Genomic DNA, 18,647 nt, shown 5'->3' with positions numbered 1-18,647 from the left:
TTTTCTGCACCCGCCGGCAGGGTCACCGGCCGGTGCAGGGCGCGGTGCCAGGGGCGGTCCGGTGGCGGGCCCCAGAGCTGCGGCCGGATCGGCCCGAACAGCACCACCGACGGCGTCCGGTACGCGGTGGCCAGGTGCGCGACGCCGGTGTCCGTACTCAGCACCAGGCGGGCGTACCCGATCAGGGCGGCCAACTCGACCAGGGTGAGCCGGCCGGCGAGGATCGCGGTGTTCGGCAGGCCGGCCCCGGTCGCCACCCGCTGCACCAGGTCCCGCTCGTCGGGTGAGCCCGTCACCACCACCCGGTGCCCGGCCCGGGTCAGCTCCCGGGCCAGCGTGGCGAACCGTACCGCCGACCAGCGGCGGGCGGTCCCCTTGCCGCCGGGGTGCACCACGGTCACCCCGACCGGCACCCGCCGGGGCGCCGGGCGGCGCAGGTCCAGGTCGTCCGGGTCGCACGCGATGCCGTACCAGCTCAGCAGCCGGCACCAGCGGCGCACCTCGTGCTCCTCCGCCCGCCAGTGCGGGCCGTCGAGGTGGCCGGCCTCGGCGCAGTGGTAGCCGCAGAGCCGTTCCGGTCCGGCGGAGGCGAGCAGCCGGTGCGACTCCGGTCCCCGGCCGTGCAGGTTGACCGCCCAGTACGGTGCCGGCCCGGCCCAGTCGGCCGGGTCCAGCCCGTCGGTCGGCAGCACGTTGTCCACGTCGCCGACCAGCTCCACCAGCGGGGTGAGCCAGTCCGGGGCGGCCACCGTCAGGGTGTGCTCCGGGAACGCGGCACGCAGCCCGCGTAGCGCCGGCACCGCCGTCGCCAGGTCACCCACCCCGAGCGCCCGCAGCACCAGGATCACGGATAGGACGTTTCCCGGTCGGCGCAGACCACCATCTCCCGGATCGCGCATCCGGGCGGCTGGCGCAGGGCGAAGAGTACGGCGTCGGCGACGTGCGCCGGATCGTTCAGTACGGCGTCGGCACCCGGCCGGTACTGCGGGTCGCGCTCGTCGAAGAAGGCCGTACGCATCCCGCCCGGCACCAGCAGCGTCACCCCGACCGTACCGGCGAGTTCGGCGGCGAGTGCCCGGGTGAAGCCGACCACCCCGAACTTGGCCGCGCAGTACGCGGTCGCGTCCCCGACCGCCTTGACGCCGAGCGTCGAGGCGACGGTGACCACCGTGCCGTGCGAGCGTTCCAGATAGGGCAGTGCGGCCCGGATCACGGCGGCGGTCGCCAGCAGGTCGACGGTGACGACCCGTTCCCAGGTCTCCGCCGGCACCTCGCCGAGCCGCCCCGGTACGTCGACTCCGGCGGCGGTGACCACCCCGGCGAGTCCGCCGGCCTGCTCGGCGAGCTGCCGGGTGGCCGCCTCGGCGGCCCGGGTGTCGGAGAGGTCGCAGTGCAGCCACGGGGTGGGCGCGGTCGGCGGCTGCCGGTCGAGCACCAGCGCCCGGCCGCCCGAGTTGACGATCGCGGCCACCACCGCCGCGCCGAGCCCGCTGGACCCGCCGCTGACCAGCACCGCCCCGCCGCCGTCCCCGGTACCCGCGCCGGAGGGGAGCGAGACGTCACCGGGCCGGGGGGCCAGCGCGCCACCGGCCCCGTCGAGGCCGCCGCTCACCGGGCCCGTCCCACCGGCCGACGGCCGGCCCGGGCGGCGGCGATCATCCCGGTGGTGGAGCGCCCGTCCAGGTAGGGCACCACCACGGTGTGCCCGCCCCAGCGGTGCATGATCTCGGCCTCCGGCAGGTCCGGCCCGTCGGCCCCGGTGCCGTAGTCGCCGCCCTTGACCCAGATGTCCGGGCGCAGCCAGGAGAGCGCCGCGTGCGGGGTCGACTCGTCGAAGACGACCACCGCGTCCACGCAGCCGAGCGCGGCCAACAGCCGGGCCCGGTCGGCGTGCCGGACCAGCGGCCGGTCCGGACCTTTCAGCCCGGCCACGCTGTCGTCGGAGTTGACGCAGACCACCAGGCAGTCGCCGAGTTGGCGGGCCGCCTCCAGGGTGGCCACGTGCCCGGCGTGCAGCAGGTCGAAGCAGCCGCCGGTGGCCACCACCGTGCCGCCGGCGGCCCGAACCCGGGCGACCACCTCACCGGCGGCCCGGGGGCCGATCCGGTCGCTCCAGTCCACCGCCGTGATCGGCACGGTGTCGGTGTGCTCGGCGATCCCGGGCCGGCCCCGCCCCAGCCCACCGGGCCGATCCACCCCGCCGGACCGGTCCACCGCGCTCGGCCGTCCCACCCCGCCAGGCCGTCCCACCCCGCCAGGCCGATCCACCCCACCGGACCGATCCACCCCGCTCGGCCGTCCCACCCCAGCGCGCCGGGCCGCCGCACCGGAGGTCGTCGCGGCACCGCTCGCGGCCGAATCCGCACCGGTCCGGATCGGACCGGGCGCAACGGCGGCGTCGGAAGCGGCAGCGTCCGTGCCGGAACCCCCGGCGACGGCGGTGTCCGCAGTGGGGCCGCCGGGAGCGGGCCGCCCGGCGGTCCGGACCGGCCGGGCGCCGTCGGGCGTCGGGCCGGACCCGTCGGAGGCCGGCCGTGCTGCGGTACGCACCGTCGGGCCGGGCTCGCCGGAGGCCGACCGTGTACCGGTACGCACCGTCGTGCCCCGGGCCGGGGCTGCCGGTACGGCCCTCGCCACCCCGCCGGCCGCCACGTACCCGGATGCCTCGGCGACGGCGTGCTGTACCGCCTCGGAGACCAGCGCCCCGTCGGCAAGTGCCACCGTGGCAGCGGCGGCGAACCGGTCACCGGCGCCGCAGGTGTCGCCGTCGGCGCAGGTCGGTGACGGTACCGCCAGCGGTGTCGAGCCGGCGTGCGCGAGCAGGGCACCCTCGCCGCCCATGGTCACCACCACCGCACCGACCTGCCAGCGCTGGCGCAACGCCTGTGCGCACCGCGCCGCCGTCACCAGTCGGGAGCCGCCGGTCGTCACCCCGGCGAGTTCCCTCACCTCCACCTCGTTCGGGGTGGCCAGCCGCACGCTGGGTACCGCCGCCGGGCCACGCGGATGTGGGTCCCAGACGATCGGGGCGGCGGTACCGGCCAGTGCCGTACGCAGGGCGGGCAGCCGGGCCACGCCCCGGCCGTAGTCGCTGACCAGGATTCCGGCCGCCCCGGCCAGCAGGTCGAGTACGGCCTCGCTGGGCTCGCCGGGTGGCCCGGCCGGTCCACCCCGGTCGTGCCGGAGCAGTACCCGGCCCCGGGTCCGCAGCCGGATCTTCTCCGGGGTCGCCCCGGGCAGTGGCAGCCCGTAGACCTGCACCCCGGCGGCGGTGAGCAGGTGGCTGAGCCGGGCGCCCCCCTCGTCGTCGGCGAGCGCGGTGACCAGGGCCACCTCGTAGCCCCGCCCGGCGGCGAAGAGCGCGGCCAACCCCGCCCCGCCCGGCCGGTCCACGCTGTTGTTCTCGTCCAGCACCGGCACCGGCGAGTCCGGGCAGAGCCGGTTCACCACGCCCTCCACGTCCCGGTCGAGCAGCGTGTCGCCGACGACCACGATTCTCCCGGTCACGGCACCTCCTCGGGCCCGCCCGGCCGGAGCGTCCCCGGCACCCGCAGCACCAGTTCGTCCTCCACCCCGGACGGGCGTACCGGACCGGCGCCGGCCGGGTACGCCCCGGGTGACGCCGACCGGGCCACCGCCGGGGCCGGGCCGAGATGGCTGGCCGGGCCGAACGGCACCGGCAGGTACGCGTCGACGTAGCCGCAGAGCACGTGCGCCGAGACCAGGTGGAGTTCCTGCACCACCTGGCTGTCCGGGCAGGGTACGGCGAGCACCTCGGTGCAGGCGTCGGCGAGCGGGTTCGGCGTCGGGCCGGTCAGCGCCCAGCAGCGCATCCCCAGCTCCCGACCGGCCCGGGCCGCCCGGACCAGGTTGGCGCTGCGCCCGCTGGTGGAGAGCAGCAGCAGTACGTCGTCGGGGCGGCCGTGCGCGCGTACCTGCCGGGCGAAGACCTCGTCGAAGCCGTAGTCGTTGCCGATCGCGGTCAGCGAGGAGGTCTCGGCGCAGAGCGCGATCGCCGACAGCGGGGCCCGGTCGTCGCGCAGCTTGCCGACCAGCTCGGCGGCGAGGTGCTGCGCCTCGGCGGCACTGCCACCGTTGCCGGCGACCAGCACCCGGCCGCCCCCCGCGAGCAGCCGGGCCAACTCGTCCCCCCAACGGGCCAGCCGGGCGGCCTCGGTCCGGTACGGCAGCAGCGCCGAGGCGAGCCCGGCCAGGTGGCTGTCCAGCACCTCCATCGACGCGGTCATCCGGCGACCACCCCGCTCGGCCGGCGCACCTCGCTGACCGCGGTGTAGACGGCGGCGATCTGGTCGGCTGTCCGGGTCCAGGAGTACCAGCGGCGGGCCCGGTCCAGCGCGGCGGCGGCGTAGCCGTACCGGCGTACCCGGTCGGCGAGCAGGTCCCGGAGGGCGGTGCCGAGCGCCTCGGGATCGCGGGGCGGCACCAGGTCACCGGTCTGGCCGTCCGCGACCGTGTCGGTGAGCCCACCGACGGCGGTACCGACCACCGGCACCCCGCAGGCCATCGCCTCCAGCGGGGTCAGCCCGAACGGCTCGTACCAGGGGGCGGCGACCAGCACGTCGGCCGACCGGTACCAGTACGGCATCTCCTCGCGGGGCACGGCGCCGATCAGACGTACCCGATCGGCCACCCCGACCTCGTCGGCGAGCGCCCGCAGCCGGCGGACCTGGGGATCGTCGTCGACCTCGCCGGCCGGTGGGCCGCCGACCACCACGCACTCGGCGTCCGGGACCATCGGCATCGCCCGGATCACGTCCTGGTAGCCCTTCCGCTCCACCAGCCGGCCGACGGTGAGGATCCGGGGCCGGCCCGGCATCCGGGGCACGGCCGGGCCGTCCGGTGAGAAGGTCTCGTCGTTGACCCCGGACGGGATCACCGTCATCCGGGCCTGCGGCACACCCATCCGGACCAGCTCGCGGACCTCGTCCTGGCTCTGCGCGATGACCCGGTCGACCGCCCGGCCCAGCGCCCGTTCGTAGCCGACCCGGCGGGCCGGGCTGGTGTCGGCGGCGCCCTGGTGCCGCCGCTTGACCGTGCCGAGCGCGTGGTAGGTCTGCACCACCGGGATCCCGGTCTGCCGGCCGGCGGCGATCCCGGCCAGCCCGCTCATCCAGAAGTGCGCGTGCACGACCTCCGGCACCCAGTCGTCGCCGCGCCAGCGCGCCACCAGCCACCGGCTGAAGTCCTTCATGTACGGCAGCAGCTCGTCCTTGGCGATCGGCCGCGGCGGCCCGGCCGGTACGTGCACCACCTCGACCCCGGCGCGCAGCCGTACCGCCTCCGGCGCGTCGGGGCCGTCCCGTCGGGTGTAGACCCGTACGTCGTGGCCGGCGTCGGCGAGCGCGGCGGAGAGTTCGGCGACGTGCGTGTTCTGGCCACCGGCGTCCTCGCCACCGAGTACCGCGAGCGGGCTGGCGTGCTCGGAGATCATCGCGACGCGCATAGTTCCTCCTCCAGCAACCGGTCCCAGTCGGTCAGGAACCGGTCCAGGCCGTACCGGGCCTGCGTGGCATCCCGGGCCCGCCCCCCGAGTTGGCGGGCGGTGTCGGGCTCCTCGACGAGCTGTCGGGTGGCCGCCAGCAGGGTGTCCAGCCGGGTGGAGAGCGCACCCGCCTCCGGTGGTACCGCCTCGACCGCCTCGGTGGCGGCGAGCACCACCACCGGCATGCCCATGGACATCGCCTCGATCAGGCTCAGCCCCAGCGACGTCCACCGGCACAGGTGCAGGTACGCCCGTCGCCGGGCGATCTCGGCCTGCATCCGGTGCTGCGGCAGGTCGTCGTAGACGGCGAGCCGGTCGGCGGGCAGTCCCAGCCGGTCCGGGAGTCCGGCCACCCCCATCCCGAAGACGTCCAGCGGGGCGATCTCGGCGAAGAGTGGCAGCAGGTCGGTGCCGGTGACCCGCCATCGGCGTACCGGCTCGTTGACCACCACCGCGAGCCGGTCGAGTTCGCCGGTGTAGTGCGCGGTGGGTGCCACGATGCCGTGCTCGACCACTGTGGTCCGGGTGCTGCCGGTGTCCCAGTAGAGCGCGTTGAAGTGCGTGACGTGCGCGATCAGCAGGTCGTCCCGGTCGGCCAGCGGGTGCCGGCTGTTCGGCACGTTCCCCTCCTTCGGGGTGTTGTGCTCGACGAAGATCGCCGGCAGGTCCCGGCCGACCCGCCGGCCCAGCCACTCGGTGACCAGGTCGATCTCCTCCGGGCGTTGCAGGATCACCAGGTCGACGTCGGCGCCGGCCAACTCCTCCGGGGTCACCTCGTCGACCGTGTCCGGCCACTGGTAGGTGCGGGCCCGGCCCAGGCCGTACGGCCCACGGTCCGGGGTGACCGGGACGAGGTACCGGTGCTTGCCGTGCACGAAGGCGGTGGTCCAGGAGCCGTGCACGTGCCAGAGCAGGATGTTCACGGCCGCACCTCCCGCACACCGGAGAGCAGCCCGCCGGACGGCGCGAGCGCGGGCAGCGCCGGACCGGACCGCACCGGACCGGTGTGGGCCGCCGGACCGTGGTGGGCCGAGGCGGTGTGGGCCGGATCGGACGGCGGCGAGGAGGACGGCGGTGCCGTCGGGGCGGCGAGCAGCCGGACCGCCTCGACCACCTCGCGCGGCTCGATGCCGGAGAGGCACGGGTGCCCGGGTACCGGACAACTGGTGGCCCGGGTGTGCCGGCAGCCGGCGGCGGCGGCACCGAGCCGTACGGTCGGCACCCGGTACGGCCCCCACTGTCCGAACGGGACGGTCGGGGCGAAGAGGCTCACCACCGGTACGCCGAGCGCGGCGGCCAGGTGCGCCGGTCCGGTGTTGCCGACGACCAGGCAACCCGCCCGGGCGATGATCGCGGCCAGCCCGGTCAGCGAGGTCTGTCCGCCCAGGTCGATCCCGGTACGCCCGGCGACCCGGGCGGTCAGGGTCCGCTCCCCGGGGCCGCCGGTCACCACCACCCGGTGCCCGGCACCGGTCAGGGCGGCCACGATCTCGGCACAGAGTTCGGGCGGACAGGCCCGGGCCTGCACCGACGACCCGGGGTGCAGCACCACGTACCCCGGATCGGGCAGCGTGCCCTCGGCGGACGCGGCATCCGCCCCGGCGCGCAGCCGCAGCACCGGCTCGTCCCCGGGCGGCAGCACGAACCCGGCCGCCGCCGCCAGCGACAGCGCCCGCTCCGCCTCCGGTACGCCCGGCGAGACCCGGTGCCGCACGTCGAGCAGCGAGCCCGGATAGTCCGGGCTGATCGCCGAGATCCGGTCCACTCCGGCCATCCGCAGTACCAGGGCGAGCGGCAGCGCGGACTGGTGGAACGAGGTGAACAGCACCGCCTCCTCGGCACCGGTCGCGGCGAGCCGGGCGGTCAGCCGGTCGACCTCGGCCCGGTCGACCGGGCCGGGCTCGGGGTCGATCCAGGGCAGCCGCCACTCGACCAGCTCGTCGACCCCGGGCAGCAGTTCGGCGGCGGCCCGGCCGCGCGGACCGCAGAGCAGCACCACCCGGTCGGCCCCGGCCGCGACCGCCCGGATCGCCGGACCGGTCACCAGCACGTCCCCGGCCGAGTCCGGCCGGGCCACCAGCACGCAGCGGGGGCGCCGACGCGGTACGCCGGGAGCCGGACTGCCCAGCGTGGAGCGGTGCCGCCGCAGGATCAGGTCGACCGCCCCGCGCAGGTCACCGGCGACCGCCGGAGCCGCCGCGATCTCGTCCGGCCGGGTGGCCGAGGTCGGCACCAGTACCGCGCTCGCGCCGGCCGCGCCGGCCGCGGTCATGTCGGCCCCGATGTCGCCGACCAGTACGCAGCGGGTGGGTTCGGTGCCGAGCGCGCGGGCCGCGTCCCAGACCATGCCGGGCGCGGGCTTGCGGCAGCGGCAGCCCGGCTCACCCGGGCCCGGTTCGGCGTGCGGGCAGACCTGCCAGGTGTCGAACGGGCCCAGAAGCTCGTCGACCCGGGCGTTGACCCGGGCCAGATCGGCGGAACTGAACCGGCCACGGGCCACCCCGGACTGGTTCGTCACCACCCCCAACCGCAGCCCTGCGGCGCGGAGCCGGTCGAGCGCCTCCCGGGCGCCCGGCATCGGTCGAACCAACCTCGGATCCCCGTTGTACGGCACGTCGTGCACCAGCGTGCCGTCCCGGTCGAAGAGCACCGCGTCGAACAGACCGGCCGTGGCCCACACCCCGGCCGGGCCACCGTGCGGTGCCCCTGACCTGCACTGATGCGGGTCGACCTGGTCGTTGCGCACGGCCGGCGGGTTCCCGGGAGCAGGAGGAGTAAACATCAGTTCCGCCGGCCGGACGGGCGCACCGGACCCGTCCGACGTCACCCGTCGAGCCTGCGGTCCGCCCCGGTCGTCGTCGCCAGTCGGCATACCCCGGGCGAGTCGCCGCTATCCAGAGCCCGAACCGTTACCCACCCGCCGACACCGGTTTTTCCGGCCACCCACCGGGTGTTCACCGAGGTGCGGGACGGTTTGCCCCCTCCGGCCCGTGTTGTGGCCCACGCGCTGCGTCAAGTTAGGCTTTGCCCCTGACCGCTGTCGGCCAACCGAGGATGCCCCGATGATCGAACCCGTACAGCTGCCCTCTCCCTGGCGGGACGTTCGCCTGACCGTCGTCGTCCCCACCTACAACGAGGCGGGGAACCTTCCGGTGCTGGTCGAGCGCCTGCTCGCGCTGCCGCTGCCCGGGCTACAGATCCTCGTCGCCGACGACAACTCCCCGGACGGCACCGGCGAGGTGGCGGACAAGCTCGCGATCGAGCACCCGGAGCGGATCCAGGTGGTGCACCGGGCCGGCAAGGAGGGGCTCGGGCGGGCGTACGTCGACGGGATGACCCGGGCGCTGGAGGCCGGTGCGGAATACGTCGCGCAGATGGACGCCGACCTGTCGCACCCGCCCGAGGCGCTGCCCGGGATGCTCGGTTCGCTGCTCTCCACCCAGGCAGGTGTGGTGATCGGCTCCCGGTACGTCCCCGGCGGGCAGCTCGACGAGGCGTGGCCGCTCTATCGGCGCGCGCTCAGCGGTTGGGCCAACTTCTACGTGCACACCCTGCTCCAGGTGCGGATCCGGGACCTCACCGCCGGCTTCAAGATCTGGCGGGCGGACGCGCTGCGCGACATCGGCCTGCACCGGGTGCAGTCCAACGGATACAGCTTCCAGGTCGAGATGCACTACCTGGCCACCAAGCTCGGCCACACCATCCTCGAGGTGCCGATCCGGTTCCAGGAACGCCTGGACGGCGAGTCGAAGATGACCACCGGGACCAAGATCGAAAGCGCGCTGATGCCGTTCAAGCTGCGCGGCCGGCACCGCAACATCACCCGGTCCGAGTCCGGGTCGGCGAGGGCGGACGAGCCCACACACTGAACCGGGAACCCGCACGACGTCCCGGCCCGCCCCCGGCGCCGGCCGTCTCCGCGTGGGATCGGGCCGGCGCCGGGGTCGGCGCGGTCAGCAGCCGCAGGTGTAATAGAGGACGTCCCAGTGGTTGCCCTCTGTGGACCGGCGATCAGGCGTAGACCGCCCGGTGCGCGCCGGCGAGCACGGCGGCGTAGGCACGGCCGGTCAGGGCGCGGTCCCGGGCCAGTGCCGCTCGGGCGGCGTTCGCCCCGGGGCCGCCGTGCACCCCGCCGCCCGGATGCGCCGACGCGCTGGCCAGGAACAACCGGTCGACCGGGGTGTCCGCCCGGCCCAGCCCGGGCACCGGGCGGAGGAAGAGCTGCTGGTACGCGGCCGAGGTGCCGCCACCCACCGCGCCGCCGACCAGGCTCGGGTTCCCGGCCGTCAACTCGGCCGGCCCGGCCACGTGCCGCGCCCTGACCAGCCGACCGAACCCGGGCGCGGCCCGCTCCAGCACCGCCTCGATCCGCTCGACGTGCGCCCCGACCTCCTCCGCCCGCCAGTCCCGCCGGAACGGCAGGTGGGTGTACGCCCAGAGCGACTCCGTACCGGCCGGCGAGCGGCTCGGGTCCGCCACCGTCAACTGGCCGACCAGCACGAACGGCTCGGCCGGCAGCTCGCCCCGGTGCAGCGCCGCCGCGTACCGGGCGAGGTCGGAGAGGTCGCCGCCGAGGTGCACGGTGCCGGCGCCGGCCACCGACGGGTCGCGCCACGGCACCGGGCCGGTCAGCGCCCAGTCCACTTTGACCGTCGAGCCGTCCCAACGGAAGTGCGCCAGGTCGGCCACCAGCCGGGGCGGCAGCCGCTCGGCGCCGACCAGGTCGAGGAAGAGCGCCGGGGCCGGCACGTCGGCCAGTACCGCGCGACGGGCCCGGTAGAGCGGTCCGTCGGTCGAGCGCACCCCGACGGCCCGGTTCCGGGCCACCAGCACCCGGTCGACCGGAGTGCTGGTACGCAGCCGGCCGCCCCGGTCCCGCAGCCGGGCCACCAGCGCGTCGGTGATCCGCTGCGCCCCGCCGACCGGTACCGGCCAGCCCACCTGCTGCCCCAGCATGGCCAGCAGCCAGCCGTACACCCCGGAGCCGGGCTCGTCCGGGGACAGGTCGGTGTGCAGGGCGCAGCCGGTGAGCAGGGCCGGGCCACCCGAGCCGGTGAAGAGTTCCGCCCCCAGCCGGGCGCTCGGCAGCACCAGCCGACGGGCCAGTCGGAGCAGTCCGGCGGTACGCAGCCGGCGGGCGAGCGCCAGGCCGCCGCGTACCGGTGGGAACGGGGTGAAGAGCGCGTCGAGCAGCGGCGCGGAGATCTGCCGCCACTGCGCGTACGCGTCGAGCCACCGCTCGCCGTCCCCGGCGCCGAACCGCGCCACGGAGGCGGCGGTGACCTCGGGGTCGCGGTTGAGCAGCACGGCGCCGTCGTCCGGGAACACGTGCGCCAGCACGTCCGGCGCGTGCCGCCAGGACAGTCCGTGGCCGTCCAGCCGCAGCCGGCGCAGCACCGGAGATGCGTAGCCGAGCGGATAGAAGGCGCTGTAGAGGTCGCTCAGGTAGCCGGGGGCGGTCACCTCGGCCGACCGGACCGCCCCACCCGGTTCGCCGGTCGCCTCCAGCACCAGCACGTCCCAGCCGGCGTCCGCGAGCAGGTTCGCGGCGACCAGCCCGTTGTGCCCCGCTCCGACGACGACCGCGTCGGCGGTGTCTCCCGGCACCGTCACCCGAGCACCCTATCCCGGCCACCCGGCCGCTCCGACGGGTTCCACCGACCGCCGAGGTAGGGGGTCGAACGGGATAGTTTGGACCGCCCGGACCGGGGCAAACTGCGCTCCATGTATCAGGTGCAGCAGCTCATCGCCGGGGTCTGGGACGGCAGCGGCGACGCCGGATGGTTGACCGTGCTCGATCCGGTCGACGGTACCCCGGTCAGCCGGGTGCCGGTGGCCACCGAGGCCGAGGTGGAGGCGGCGGTCAAGGCGGCCCGGGCGACGGCTCCCCGGTGGGCCCGGACCGCACCCGCCGACCGGGCCGCCGCGCTGCGCCGGGCCGCCGACGCGATCGAGGCGAACGCCGACCAGCTCGCCGAGGCGGAGACCGCCGAGATGGGCCGGCCGCTCGCCGCCGCCCGGGCCGGGGTCCAGGCGGGCGCGTCGACGCTGCGCCAGTACGCCGAACTCGGCCCCGTCCGGGGCGGCCGTACCCTCGGCGGCGACGCCGACGCGATCGACCTGATGGTGCCGCAGCCGCGCGGCGTGGTCGCCGTCGTCACGCCGTGGAACGACCCGGTCGCGGTCTCCTGCGGGCTGCTCGGCGCGGCCCTGGCCACCGGGAACACCGTGGTCTACAAGCCGAGCGAGCGGAGTACGGCCAGCGGCTGGCTGCTCGCCCGGCTGCTCGACGAGCAGTTGCCGGCCGGGGTGCTGTCGCTGCTCACCGGCGACGCACCGGTGGGCGCCGCGCTGGCCGAGCAGGAGGTCGACGTGGTCGCGCACGTCGGATCGACCGCCACCGGCCGGTCGATCGCCGCCGCCTGCGCCCGGACGGGCGCCAAGGCGCTGCTGGAGAACGGCGGCAGCGACCCGCTGATCGTCGACGGCGACGTCGACCCGCGCTGGGCCGCCGAACAGGCCGCGATCGGGGCCTTCGCCAACGCCGGGCAGCTCTGCGTCGCGGTGGAGCGGATCTACGTACTCCGGCCGGTGGCGACCCCGTTTCTCGGCGCCCTGGTGGAGCGGGCCGAGGCGCTGCGGTCGGGGCCGGGCCGCGATCCGAGCAGCGAACTCGGGCCGCTGGTCGACCGGCGGCACCGCGACCACGTACACGGACAGGTCCGGGCGGCGGTCGCGGAGGGCGCCAGCGTGCTCTTCGGCGGTACCGTCCCGGACGGGCCCGGTTCCTTCTACCCGCCGACCGTACTGGCCGAGTGCACCGACCAGATGGCGGTGATGCGCGAGGAGACGTTCGGCCCGGTCGCCCCGGTGATGGTGGTGGAGTCGTTCGACGAGGCGCTGTCCAGGGCGTCGCACTCGCCGTACGGGCTGGCGGCGACGGTACTCACCGGATCGATGAGCCACGCGCAGCGGGCCTGGCGGGAACTGCCGGTCGGGACCGTGAAGATCAATGCCGTCTTCGGCGGGGCACCGGGCGGCGCCGCCGAGCCCCGGGGCGGCAGCGGCCAGGGCTTCGGGTACGGGCCGGAACTGCTCGACGAGCTGACCGCCACCAAGGCGGTGCACATCGAGGGACCGGGTGGGGAGGGCGGCCGGTGGTGACCCGACGCCCCCCACCCCACCCGTAACCGGCTGCCCCACGGTCGTCAGCGGCGGTTGCCCTGGCGGGTCAGCGGCGGTTGCGCCCCTTCTCCCGTCCACGGGAGGCGGTGGTCTTCTGGTTGTTCGCCTTCTGGATCGCGCCGACCAGTTCGGCCTTGGTCATCCGGGACCGCCCCTTGATGTCGAGCCGCTTCGCCACATCCATCAGGTGGTCCTTCGGGGCGTTCGCGTCCACCCCACCGGCGGTCGGTGCGCGCCGTGCCGGCCCACCGCCGGCCGCCTGCTCGTCGCTCGGGCCCTTCCGCCCCTTCGGCTCCCAGTGGTCACCGATCTTCTCGAACGAGTGCTTGAGCGCGGCGAACGCGGTCCGGTGCGACCGCTGCCCCTCGCCGTACGTCTCGACCGCCGAGTCGTGGGTCTTCGCCCAGGTGTCCTGGGCCTTCTGCGGTGAGCGGCGCAGGGTACTGGGCAGAACCTCGCGTCCGGGCATGATCTTCCTCCTCCGGATCGTCTCTCGTCTCGCGTGTCGTTCCCTGTCTCCGTGGTTCGGTTTCCCGAGTCACCTGCGGCAAACCCGCGCCCGGCCCGGGACGGCGGGAGTTCGTGGCAGCCCGCGCTGCCACCGAAGGCGCCGGCGAGCCCCGGACAGTCGCTGGCGAGCCCCGGACAACGGTCGGCGGAGCGCGATGCCGTTTAGCCCGATTCCCCTCGGGTAGCGCATTGGACATGGAACGTGGGAACAGCAAGCACGGCCCCCGCCTGGACGAGCAGATGGACCGGGAGGTGCAGGGCACCGTGCAGGGCGCCGTCGGTGGCCGCGCGGAGGAGTGGCGCGACCCCGAACCGGCCGGCGAGGACCAACCCGGCCTGACCAGGGCGCCCAGCAACGACACCCGGTCCGGTGCGCCGCAGGGGATGACCTCGGAGGAGGTCGAGCAGCGGAGCCGGCTGGGCCGGTTCATCCCGCTCTCCGCGCTGCCCGGCGACCGGGACGGCCTGCGCCGCAGCGCCGAGGAGAACGAGGCGCCGGACGAGGTCCTCGCCCAACTGGACCGGCTGCCCCCGGGTACCCAGTTCCAGACCGTCTCCGAGGTGTGGGCCGCGCTCGGACACGCGAACGAGACCCACCGCTGGTGACGGTCCCCCGAACCCAGCGGCGCAGCGGCCAGACGTAGCGCGTAGCGGCGCAGCGGTAGCCCGACCGGCAAGGAGGATGCCAGATGAGTGGCGTGACCAAGTCCGTCGACGTGGCGGTACCGATCCGGACCGCGTACGACCAGTGGACCCAGTTCGAGGACTTTCCGCAGTTCATGGAGGGTGTCGAGGAGGTCCGGCAGCTCTCGGACACGATGACGCACTGGAAGGTCGAGATCGGCGGGGTCAACCGGGAGTTCGAGGCCAGGATCACCGAGCAGCTACCCGACGAGCGGGTGGCCTGGACCTCGACCGACGGCACCCGGCAGGCCGGTGTGGTGACATTCCACCGGATCGACGAGAACCACACCCGGGTCACCGCCCAGATGGAGTTCGAGCCGCAGGGGATCACCGAGAAGGCCGGCGACAAGCTCGGCCTGGTGGACCGGCGGATCGCCGGTGACCTGCACCGGTTCAAGGAGTTCATCGAGCGGCGCGGCGCCGAGACCGGCGCCTGGCGCGGCGAGGTCACCCGGCCGCAGCCGTAGTGTTTGCCCCCGCGTGGGCCGGGTAGGGCGACAGGCATGACCGACAGGGACAGGCACGTCTGGCGCGACGAGGAGCGGCTGCCGCTGCGCGACCTGGAAGGGGCGATGGGCGCGTCGACGCCCGACGGGCAGGTCGACGACGTGACCGGCAACGATGCGGGCGCGGAGTCCGCGTTCGGCCACGGCGCGGAGGCCGACGAACCCGACCCGGCGTACGCCGAGGAGCAGGCCGGGCAACTCAGCGACGAGCAGCGCCGGTACCGGCCGTCGACCACCGGGCGCTCCGGGCCGCACTGAGCCGCCTCCGCCGGCCGCCACGGCCCGCACCGAACCCGCCTCAGCCGGCCGGTACGGGGTTCCGGGCCGCTCGGCGGTTGGACGCCCAGTACAGCGCGATCATGGCCAGGGAGAGCAGCAGCAGAGCCGGCCCGAGCACCGCGACCGAGGTACCCCCGATCAGCACGCCGAGCGCGCCCGGGATGAGCGCCCCACCCAACCCGGACGCCCCGATCTGCAACCCGATCGTCCGGTCCGCGTGCCGCTGCCCCACCCGTTCGGCGGTGGTCAACGTGAGCAGCGGGAAGACCGCCGCCGCGCCGAACCCGATGACGGCGAGGCCGGTCACCGCCAGCCAGCCCGGTCCGGGTACCGCGACGAGCGCGGAGCCGAGCGCCATCGCGTACATGCTGCCGAGCAGCACCGTCCGGGTGCCGAGCCGTTCGGCGACGAACCCCTGCACCACCCGGCCGACGAAGAGGCTGCCCCAGTAGAGCGAGACGCAGAGGCCGGCGACGGTCCGGCTGACCCCGCGGTCCTCGGTGAGCAGCAGGAACGCCCAGAGTCCGGCGGCCACCTCGATCGCCACGTACACCGCGAAGGTCAGCGCGCCGAACCAGACCGCCGGCAGCGCCAGGGTGGCGCCGATCCGTACCGGCCCGGCCGGGGCCGCCTCGCCGGCCGGGCCGTCGGCGTCGACGGCGGGGCGGCGGCGCTCCCAGGTCCGGACGGTGAGCACGAAGGCGAGCGCCAGCCCGGCCTGGGCGGCGGCCACGATGCCGTACCCCCAGCGCCAGCCCAGCCCGGTGCCGAGCGCGGTGGTCATCACCAGCGGCCCGATGGCGACGCCGAGCCCGAAGCAGGCGTGCAGCCAGTTCATCTGGCGCGGCCCGAACGCACCGGCGGCGTACGCGTTCAGCCCCGCGTCGATCGCGCCCGAGCCGAGGCCGAGCAGCAGCGCACAGCCGATCATGATCGGCAACTCCGGTGCACTGGCGTAGCCGGTGAGCGCCAGGCTGGCCAGGACGGTGCTGCCGGCCAACAGCCAGCCGACGCCGACCCGGGCGATGCTGAACCCGGCCACCACGCTGGAGACGAGGTAGCCGACCGTACCCGAGGCGAGCAGCAGCCCGACCGCCTCGGTCGGAACCGTCAGGTCGGCGCTGATCGACGGCCAGCCGACGCCGAGCAGGCCGTCGGGGAGACCGAGGCTGACGAAGGCCAGATATGCCAGGACGAGTACGGCGAGACCCGTCCGGCGGCGCGAGGGAGTGGACACGCCCGTCGATCATGCCGGACCGGTCGACGCCTGACCACCTCGGCCGCCCAGCACGTCCGAGGGTGACGGTTACGCGGATTGCCGATCGGGGTCGCAGAGCTGGATCAAGCGGACACGTACCCCGAATTCGTCCGAACGGACGACCGGCGACCGGCAGCCGGCGCGGCAGAATTTCGGGATGCGTCAGGCTCAGGCTCCTGGTTTCCTCTCCGTCCGTCAGCGTCGGTTCGCGTGGCTCGCCTTCCTGCTCACCGCGGCGCAGACGCCGGTCTCCGCCCGCCTGGTCGACGACGGCTCGTGGTTGTTCAGCCTCTGCGTCTCGCTGATGGTCGCCACCGTGATCCTGGCCGACGACGCGATGCGGCGCCGTCCGGTGGACGCGGGCTCGGTCGAGTAACCACCCGCCGCCCGACGGCTGCCCGAAGCAGACGGCGCACCGCACGGCGGCCCACCGGACCGCGTCCGACGAGCGGATTCGGCGGCTCCGGTTAGGCTGCTGGCATGCCAGGCACGGTCGGACGGGTACCCGCTCCCCCCTCCACCGTGGCCGGTGCGCCGCCGATCCCGGAGCCCACGATCGGGCCGCCGGCCGACGGTCGCTGGCCGGACACCCCGCTGGGTCCGCCCGGCCGCTGGGATCCCGCGCTGCGAGCGGTCGTCGACCTGGTGCTCTCCGCCCCGGTGCCGATGGCCCTGGCGTACGGCGCACAGCTCGCGCTGGTCTACAACGACGGCTTCGCCGAACTGATCTCGGCCAAGCACCCACAGGCGTTCGGCCGGCCGGCGGCCGAGGTCTTCGCCGAGGTGTGGCAGGTGCCGGGTGTCGGCGACGTGATCGAACGGGTCTACCGGACCGGCGAGCCGTTCCTGGAGCGGGACACCCCGCTGCCGCTGGCCCGCGACGAACCCGGGATCCCGGAGCAGTCCCTCTTCGCCCGCGGCTACTCCCCGGTCCGGGACTCCACCGGCAGCATCATCGGAGTACTCACGGTGGCCGCCGAGGCCACCCAGGTCACCCAGCGGCTACAGAATCTCGGCGAGTTGGCCTCGGCGCTGGCCGGGACGCTCACCCTCGACGACGTCGCCCGGGTCACGCTGCGCAACGCCGTCTCGACGTTCGCCGCCGACCAGGTCGAGTTCGGGGTGGACGACGGCAGCGGCTGGCGGCTGGTCCGGCGGGTCCGGGGCGAGGTGCTGGACGAGGCCGACGAGCGGCTTCCGCCACTGTGGCGCCGGCACGGTCCCGACTCCCCCGCCCCGCTGGTGCTGACCGCCGACAGCGGTACGCCGAGCTTCGCCAGTGACGGCCAGCCGCTGCTGCACAGCGCGGTCGACCGGCACGACGAGAAGATCCGGGCGCTGGCCGCGCTGCCACTGCGTACGTCGGCGCTGCGCGGCGGGCTGACTGTCGGCTACCGGCAGCCGCACCGCTGGCCGCCGGCCGAGCGCGCCCTGCTGGCCGCCTCGGCGGAGTTGGTGGCCCAGGCCGCCGAGCGGGCCCGCCGGTTCGAGACCCAGCACGGCACGGCGCAACTGCTCCAGCGCAGCATGCTGCCGGAGCACCTGCCCGACCTGCCGCTGCTGCGGATCGCCGCCCGCTACGACGCCGGGGTGGACGGCAACGCGGCCGGCGGCGACTTCTACGACGCCTTCGCGCTGCCGGACGGCCGGCTGGCGGTGGTACTCGGCGACGTGGCCGGGCACGACGTGCAGGCCGCCGCGCTGATGGGGCAGGTACGCGCCGCGCTGCGCGCGCTGGCCCTGAGCGACCCCGCCCCGGTCCCGGTACTCGCCGGGCTGGACCGGCTGGTGGCGAGCCTGAGCGCGGAGGCGCGCAGCGACGAACTCTTCGTCACCGTGATCTACGGTCTGGTCGACCCGGAGACCGACCGGCTGACCATCGCCAGTGCCGGCCATCCCCCGCCGCTGGTCCGGCGCGGCTCCCCCGGCCAGCCCGGCACCGCCCGGTATGTCGAGGTGCCGCCCGGAGTGCCGCTCGGGCTGTCCGGGCGCCGATCGGCGGTCACCGTGGAGTTCCCGCCCGGCGACACCCTGCTGCTGTTCAGCGACGGTGTGGTGGAGCGGCGGCAGCGGAGCCTGACCGACGGCTTCGAGGCGCTGGCCGCGACGGTGGCCGGGGCGGCGACCGGCGACCCGCGTACGCTCTGCGCGCTGGCCGGCGGCGCGGTGCCGGGCAACACCGAGGACGACGTCGCCGTACTCGCCGTCGAGCACGCGAGTACGCCCAGCCGGTCGGCGAGCATGGAGGTGCCGGCGGAGCCGACCGCCCCGGGCCGGGTACGGCACTGGATGACCGGTCAACTGCACCTGTGGGGGGTGCCCGAGCAGGTGGTCGGTTCGGCGGTGCTCTGCACCAGCGAGTTGACCACCAACGCGCTGCTGCACGCCGGCACCGCCGCCCGGGTGGAGATCGACCTCAGCCCGGAGCGGTTGCTGGTCTCGGTCGCCGACAGCGGTACCCGGGGCGCGGTGACCCGGGCCCGGACCGAGAAGCTGAGCAGCCGGGGCCGGGGCCTCGGGCTGATCGAGCAGCTCAGCGACGCCTGGGGGACCGATCCGACGGTACGCGGCTCGACGGTCTGGTTCGAGATGATGATCCCGGCGACGGCCGGCGCCGACGCACAGCCGGACGGCTGACCGCTCCCGTTCAGGCGTGCGGAGCACCCCTCAGGCGTGGCGGAGCACCCCCGGCGGGGAATGGCTACCTCCCGGGTTGGTCGCC

16 protein-coding genes and 1 pseudogene are annotated in these 18,647 nt (G+C 75.1%); 7 read left to right on the top strand and 10 right to left on the bottom strand.

The window, feature by feature from the left end; genetic code table 11:
* The 7 genes and pseudogenes from Pma05_RS24575 to Pma05_RS24545 all read right to left on the bottom strand — a co-directional run.
* Positions 1–848, bottom strand: an 848-nt coding sequence (locus tag Pma05_RS24575; RefSeq protein WP_203859816.1) for a glycosyltransferase family 9 protein, incomplete at its 3' end; no start/stop codon positions are given.
* Entirely contained in the window at positions 845–1,513 is a 669-nt protein-coding gene (locus tag Pma05_RS24570; protein WP_203859837.1) for an SDR family oxidoreductase, read from the bottom strand. The genes Pma05_RS24570 and Pma05_RS24575, both read right to left, overlap by 4 nt.
* Before the next feature lie 95 nt (positions 1,514–1,608).
* Positions 1,609–3,507 (bottom strand): PfkB family carbohydrate kinase, encoded by a 1,899-nt coding sequence (locus tag Pma05_RS24565; RefSeq protein WP_307836884.1) that lies wholly within the window; start codon positions 3,505–3,507, stop codon positions 1,609–1,611.
* Entirely contained in the window at positions 3,504–4,247 is a 744-nt protein-coding gene (locus Pma05_RS24560; RefSeq protein ID WP_203859815.1) for a D-sedoheptulose-7-phosphate isomerase, read from the bottom strand. Before Pma05_RS24560 ends, Pma05_RS24565 begins: the two co-directional genes overlap by 4 nt.
* On the bottom strand, positions 4,244–5,464 hold the full coding sequence (locus Pma05_RS24555; RefSeq protein ID WP_203859814.1) for a glycosyltransferase: 1,221 nt from the start codon (positions 5,462–5,464) through the stop codon (positions 4,244–4,246). Before Pma05_RS24555 ends, Pma05_RS24560 begins: the two co-directional genes overlap by 4 nt.
* Complete coding sequence (locus tag Pma05_RS24550; protein ID WP_203859813.1) at positions 5,449–6,426, bottom strand: glycosyltransferase; 978 nt, start codon at positions 6,424–6,426, stop codon at positions 5,449–5,451. Before Pma05_RS24550 ends, Pma05_RS24555 begins: the two co-directional genes overlap by 16 nt.
* A 92-nt stretch (positions 6,427–6,518) precedes the next feature.
* Positions 6,519–8,249 (bottom strand): annotated as a pseudogene (locus Pma05_RS24545) (HAD-IIIA family hydrolase); the annotation flags it as partial.
* Between the two features lie 316 nt (positions 8,250–8,565).
* Between Pma05_RS24545 and Pma05_RS24540 the strand changes: the two are divergent.
* Positions 8,566–9,372, top strand: coding sequence for a polyprenol monophosphomannose synthase (locus Pma05_RS24540; RefSeq protein ID WP_203859812.1), 807 nt, complete (start codon positions 8,566–8,568; stop codon positions 9,370–9,372).
* A gap of 142 nt (positions 9,373–9,514) precedes the next feature.
* Here Pma05_RS24540 and Pma05_RS24535 read toward each other — a convergent pair whose 3' ends face one another.
* Entirely contained in the window at positions 9,515–11,116 is a 1,602-nt protein-coding gene (locus Pma05_RS24535) for a phytoene desaturase family protein (RefSeq protein WP_203859811.1), read from the bottom strand.
* 111 nt (positions 11,117–11,227) lie between these two features.
* On the opposite strand from Pma05_RS24535, the gene Pma05_RS24530 reads away from it, so the two are divergent.
* Positions 11,228–12,667, top strand: coding sequence for an aldehyde dehydrogenase family protein (locus Pma05_RS24530; RefSeq protein ID WP_203859810.1), 1,440 nt, complete (start codon positions 11,228–11,230; stop codon positions 12,665–12,667).
* Positions 12,668–12,734: 67 nt separating this feature from the next.
* Here Pma05_RS24530 and Pma05_RS24525 read toward each other — a convergent pair whose 3' ends face one another.
* Positions 12,735–13,157 (bottom strand): ChaB family protein, encoded by a 423-nt coding sequence (locus Pma05_RS24525; RefSeq protein WP_203859809.1) that lies wholly within the window; start codon positions 13,155–13,157, stop codon positions 12,735–12,737.
* Between the two features lie 236 nt (positions 13,158–13,393).
* On the opposite strand from Pma05_RS24525, the gene Pma05_RS24520 reads away from it, so the two are divergent.
* The 3 genes from Pma05_RS24520 to Pma05_RS24510 all read left to right on the top strand — a co-directional run bounded on the left by Pma05_RS24520 (position 13,394) and on the right by Pma05_RS24510 (position 14,646).
* A complete protein-coding gene (locus tag Pma05_RS24520; RefSeq protein WP_203859808.1) occupies positions 13,394–13,804 on the top strand; it encodes a DUF2795 domain-containing protein in 411 nt (136 codons plus the stop codon).
* 83 nt (positions 13,805–13,887) lie between these two features.
* Positions 13,888–14,349 (top strand): SRPBCC family protein, encoded by a 462-nt coding sequence (locus Pma05_RS24515; RefSeq protein ID WP_203859807.1) that lies wholly within the window; start codon positions 13,888–13,890, stop codon positions 14,347–14,349.
* Between the two features lie 36 nt (positions 14,350–14,385).
* Positions 14,386–14,646, top strand: coding sequence for a hypothetical protein (locus Pma05_RS24510; protein ID WP_203859806.1), 261 nt, complete (start codon positions 14,386–14,388; stop codon positions 14,644–14,646).
* A 40-nt stretch (positions 14,647–14,686) separates the two neighbouring features.
* On the opposite strand, the gene Pma05_RS24505 is transcribed toward Pma05_RS24510, so the two are convergent.
* Entirely contained in the window at positions 14,687–15,904 is a 1,218-nt protein-coding gene (locus tag Pma05_RS24505; protein ID WP_203859805.1) for an MFS transporter, read from the bottom strand.
* 178 nt (positions 15,905–16,082) lie between these two features.
* Here Pma05_RS24505 and Pma05_RS24500 point away from each other — a divergent pair, with 178 nt between their 5' ends.
* The gene (locus Pma05_RS24500) at positions 16,083–16,301 is read left to right on the top strand and encodes a hypothetical protein (protein WP_203859804.1); all 219 of its coding nucleotides are present in this window, start codon (positions 16,083–16,085) and stop codon (positions 16,299–16,301) included.
* Between the two features lie 104 nt (positions 16,302–16,405).
* Positions 16,406–18,562: an ATP-binding SpoIIE family protein phosphatase gene (locus Pma05_RS24495; protein WP_203859803.1), complete on the top strand. Its 2,157-nt coding sequence runs from the start codon at positions 16,406–16,408 to the stop codon at positions 18,560–18,562.
* Positions 18,563–18,647 lie beyond the last annotated feature (85 nt).

This window comes from Plantactinospora mayteni, from assembly GCF_016862935.1.
Classification (GTDB): Bacteria; Actinomycetota; Actinomycetes; order Mycobacteriales; family Micromonosporaceae; genus Plantactinospora; species Plantactinospora mayteni.
This window is presented reverse-complemented; position numbering and strand designations above follow the sequence as displayed.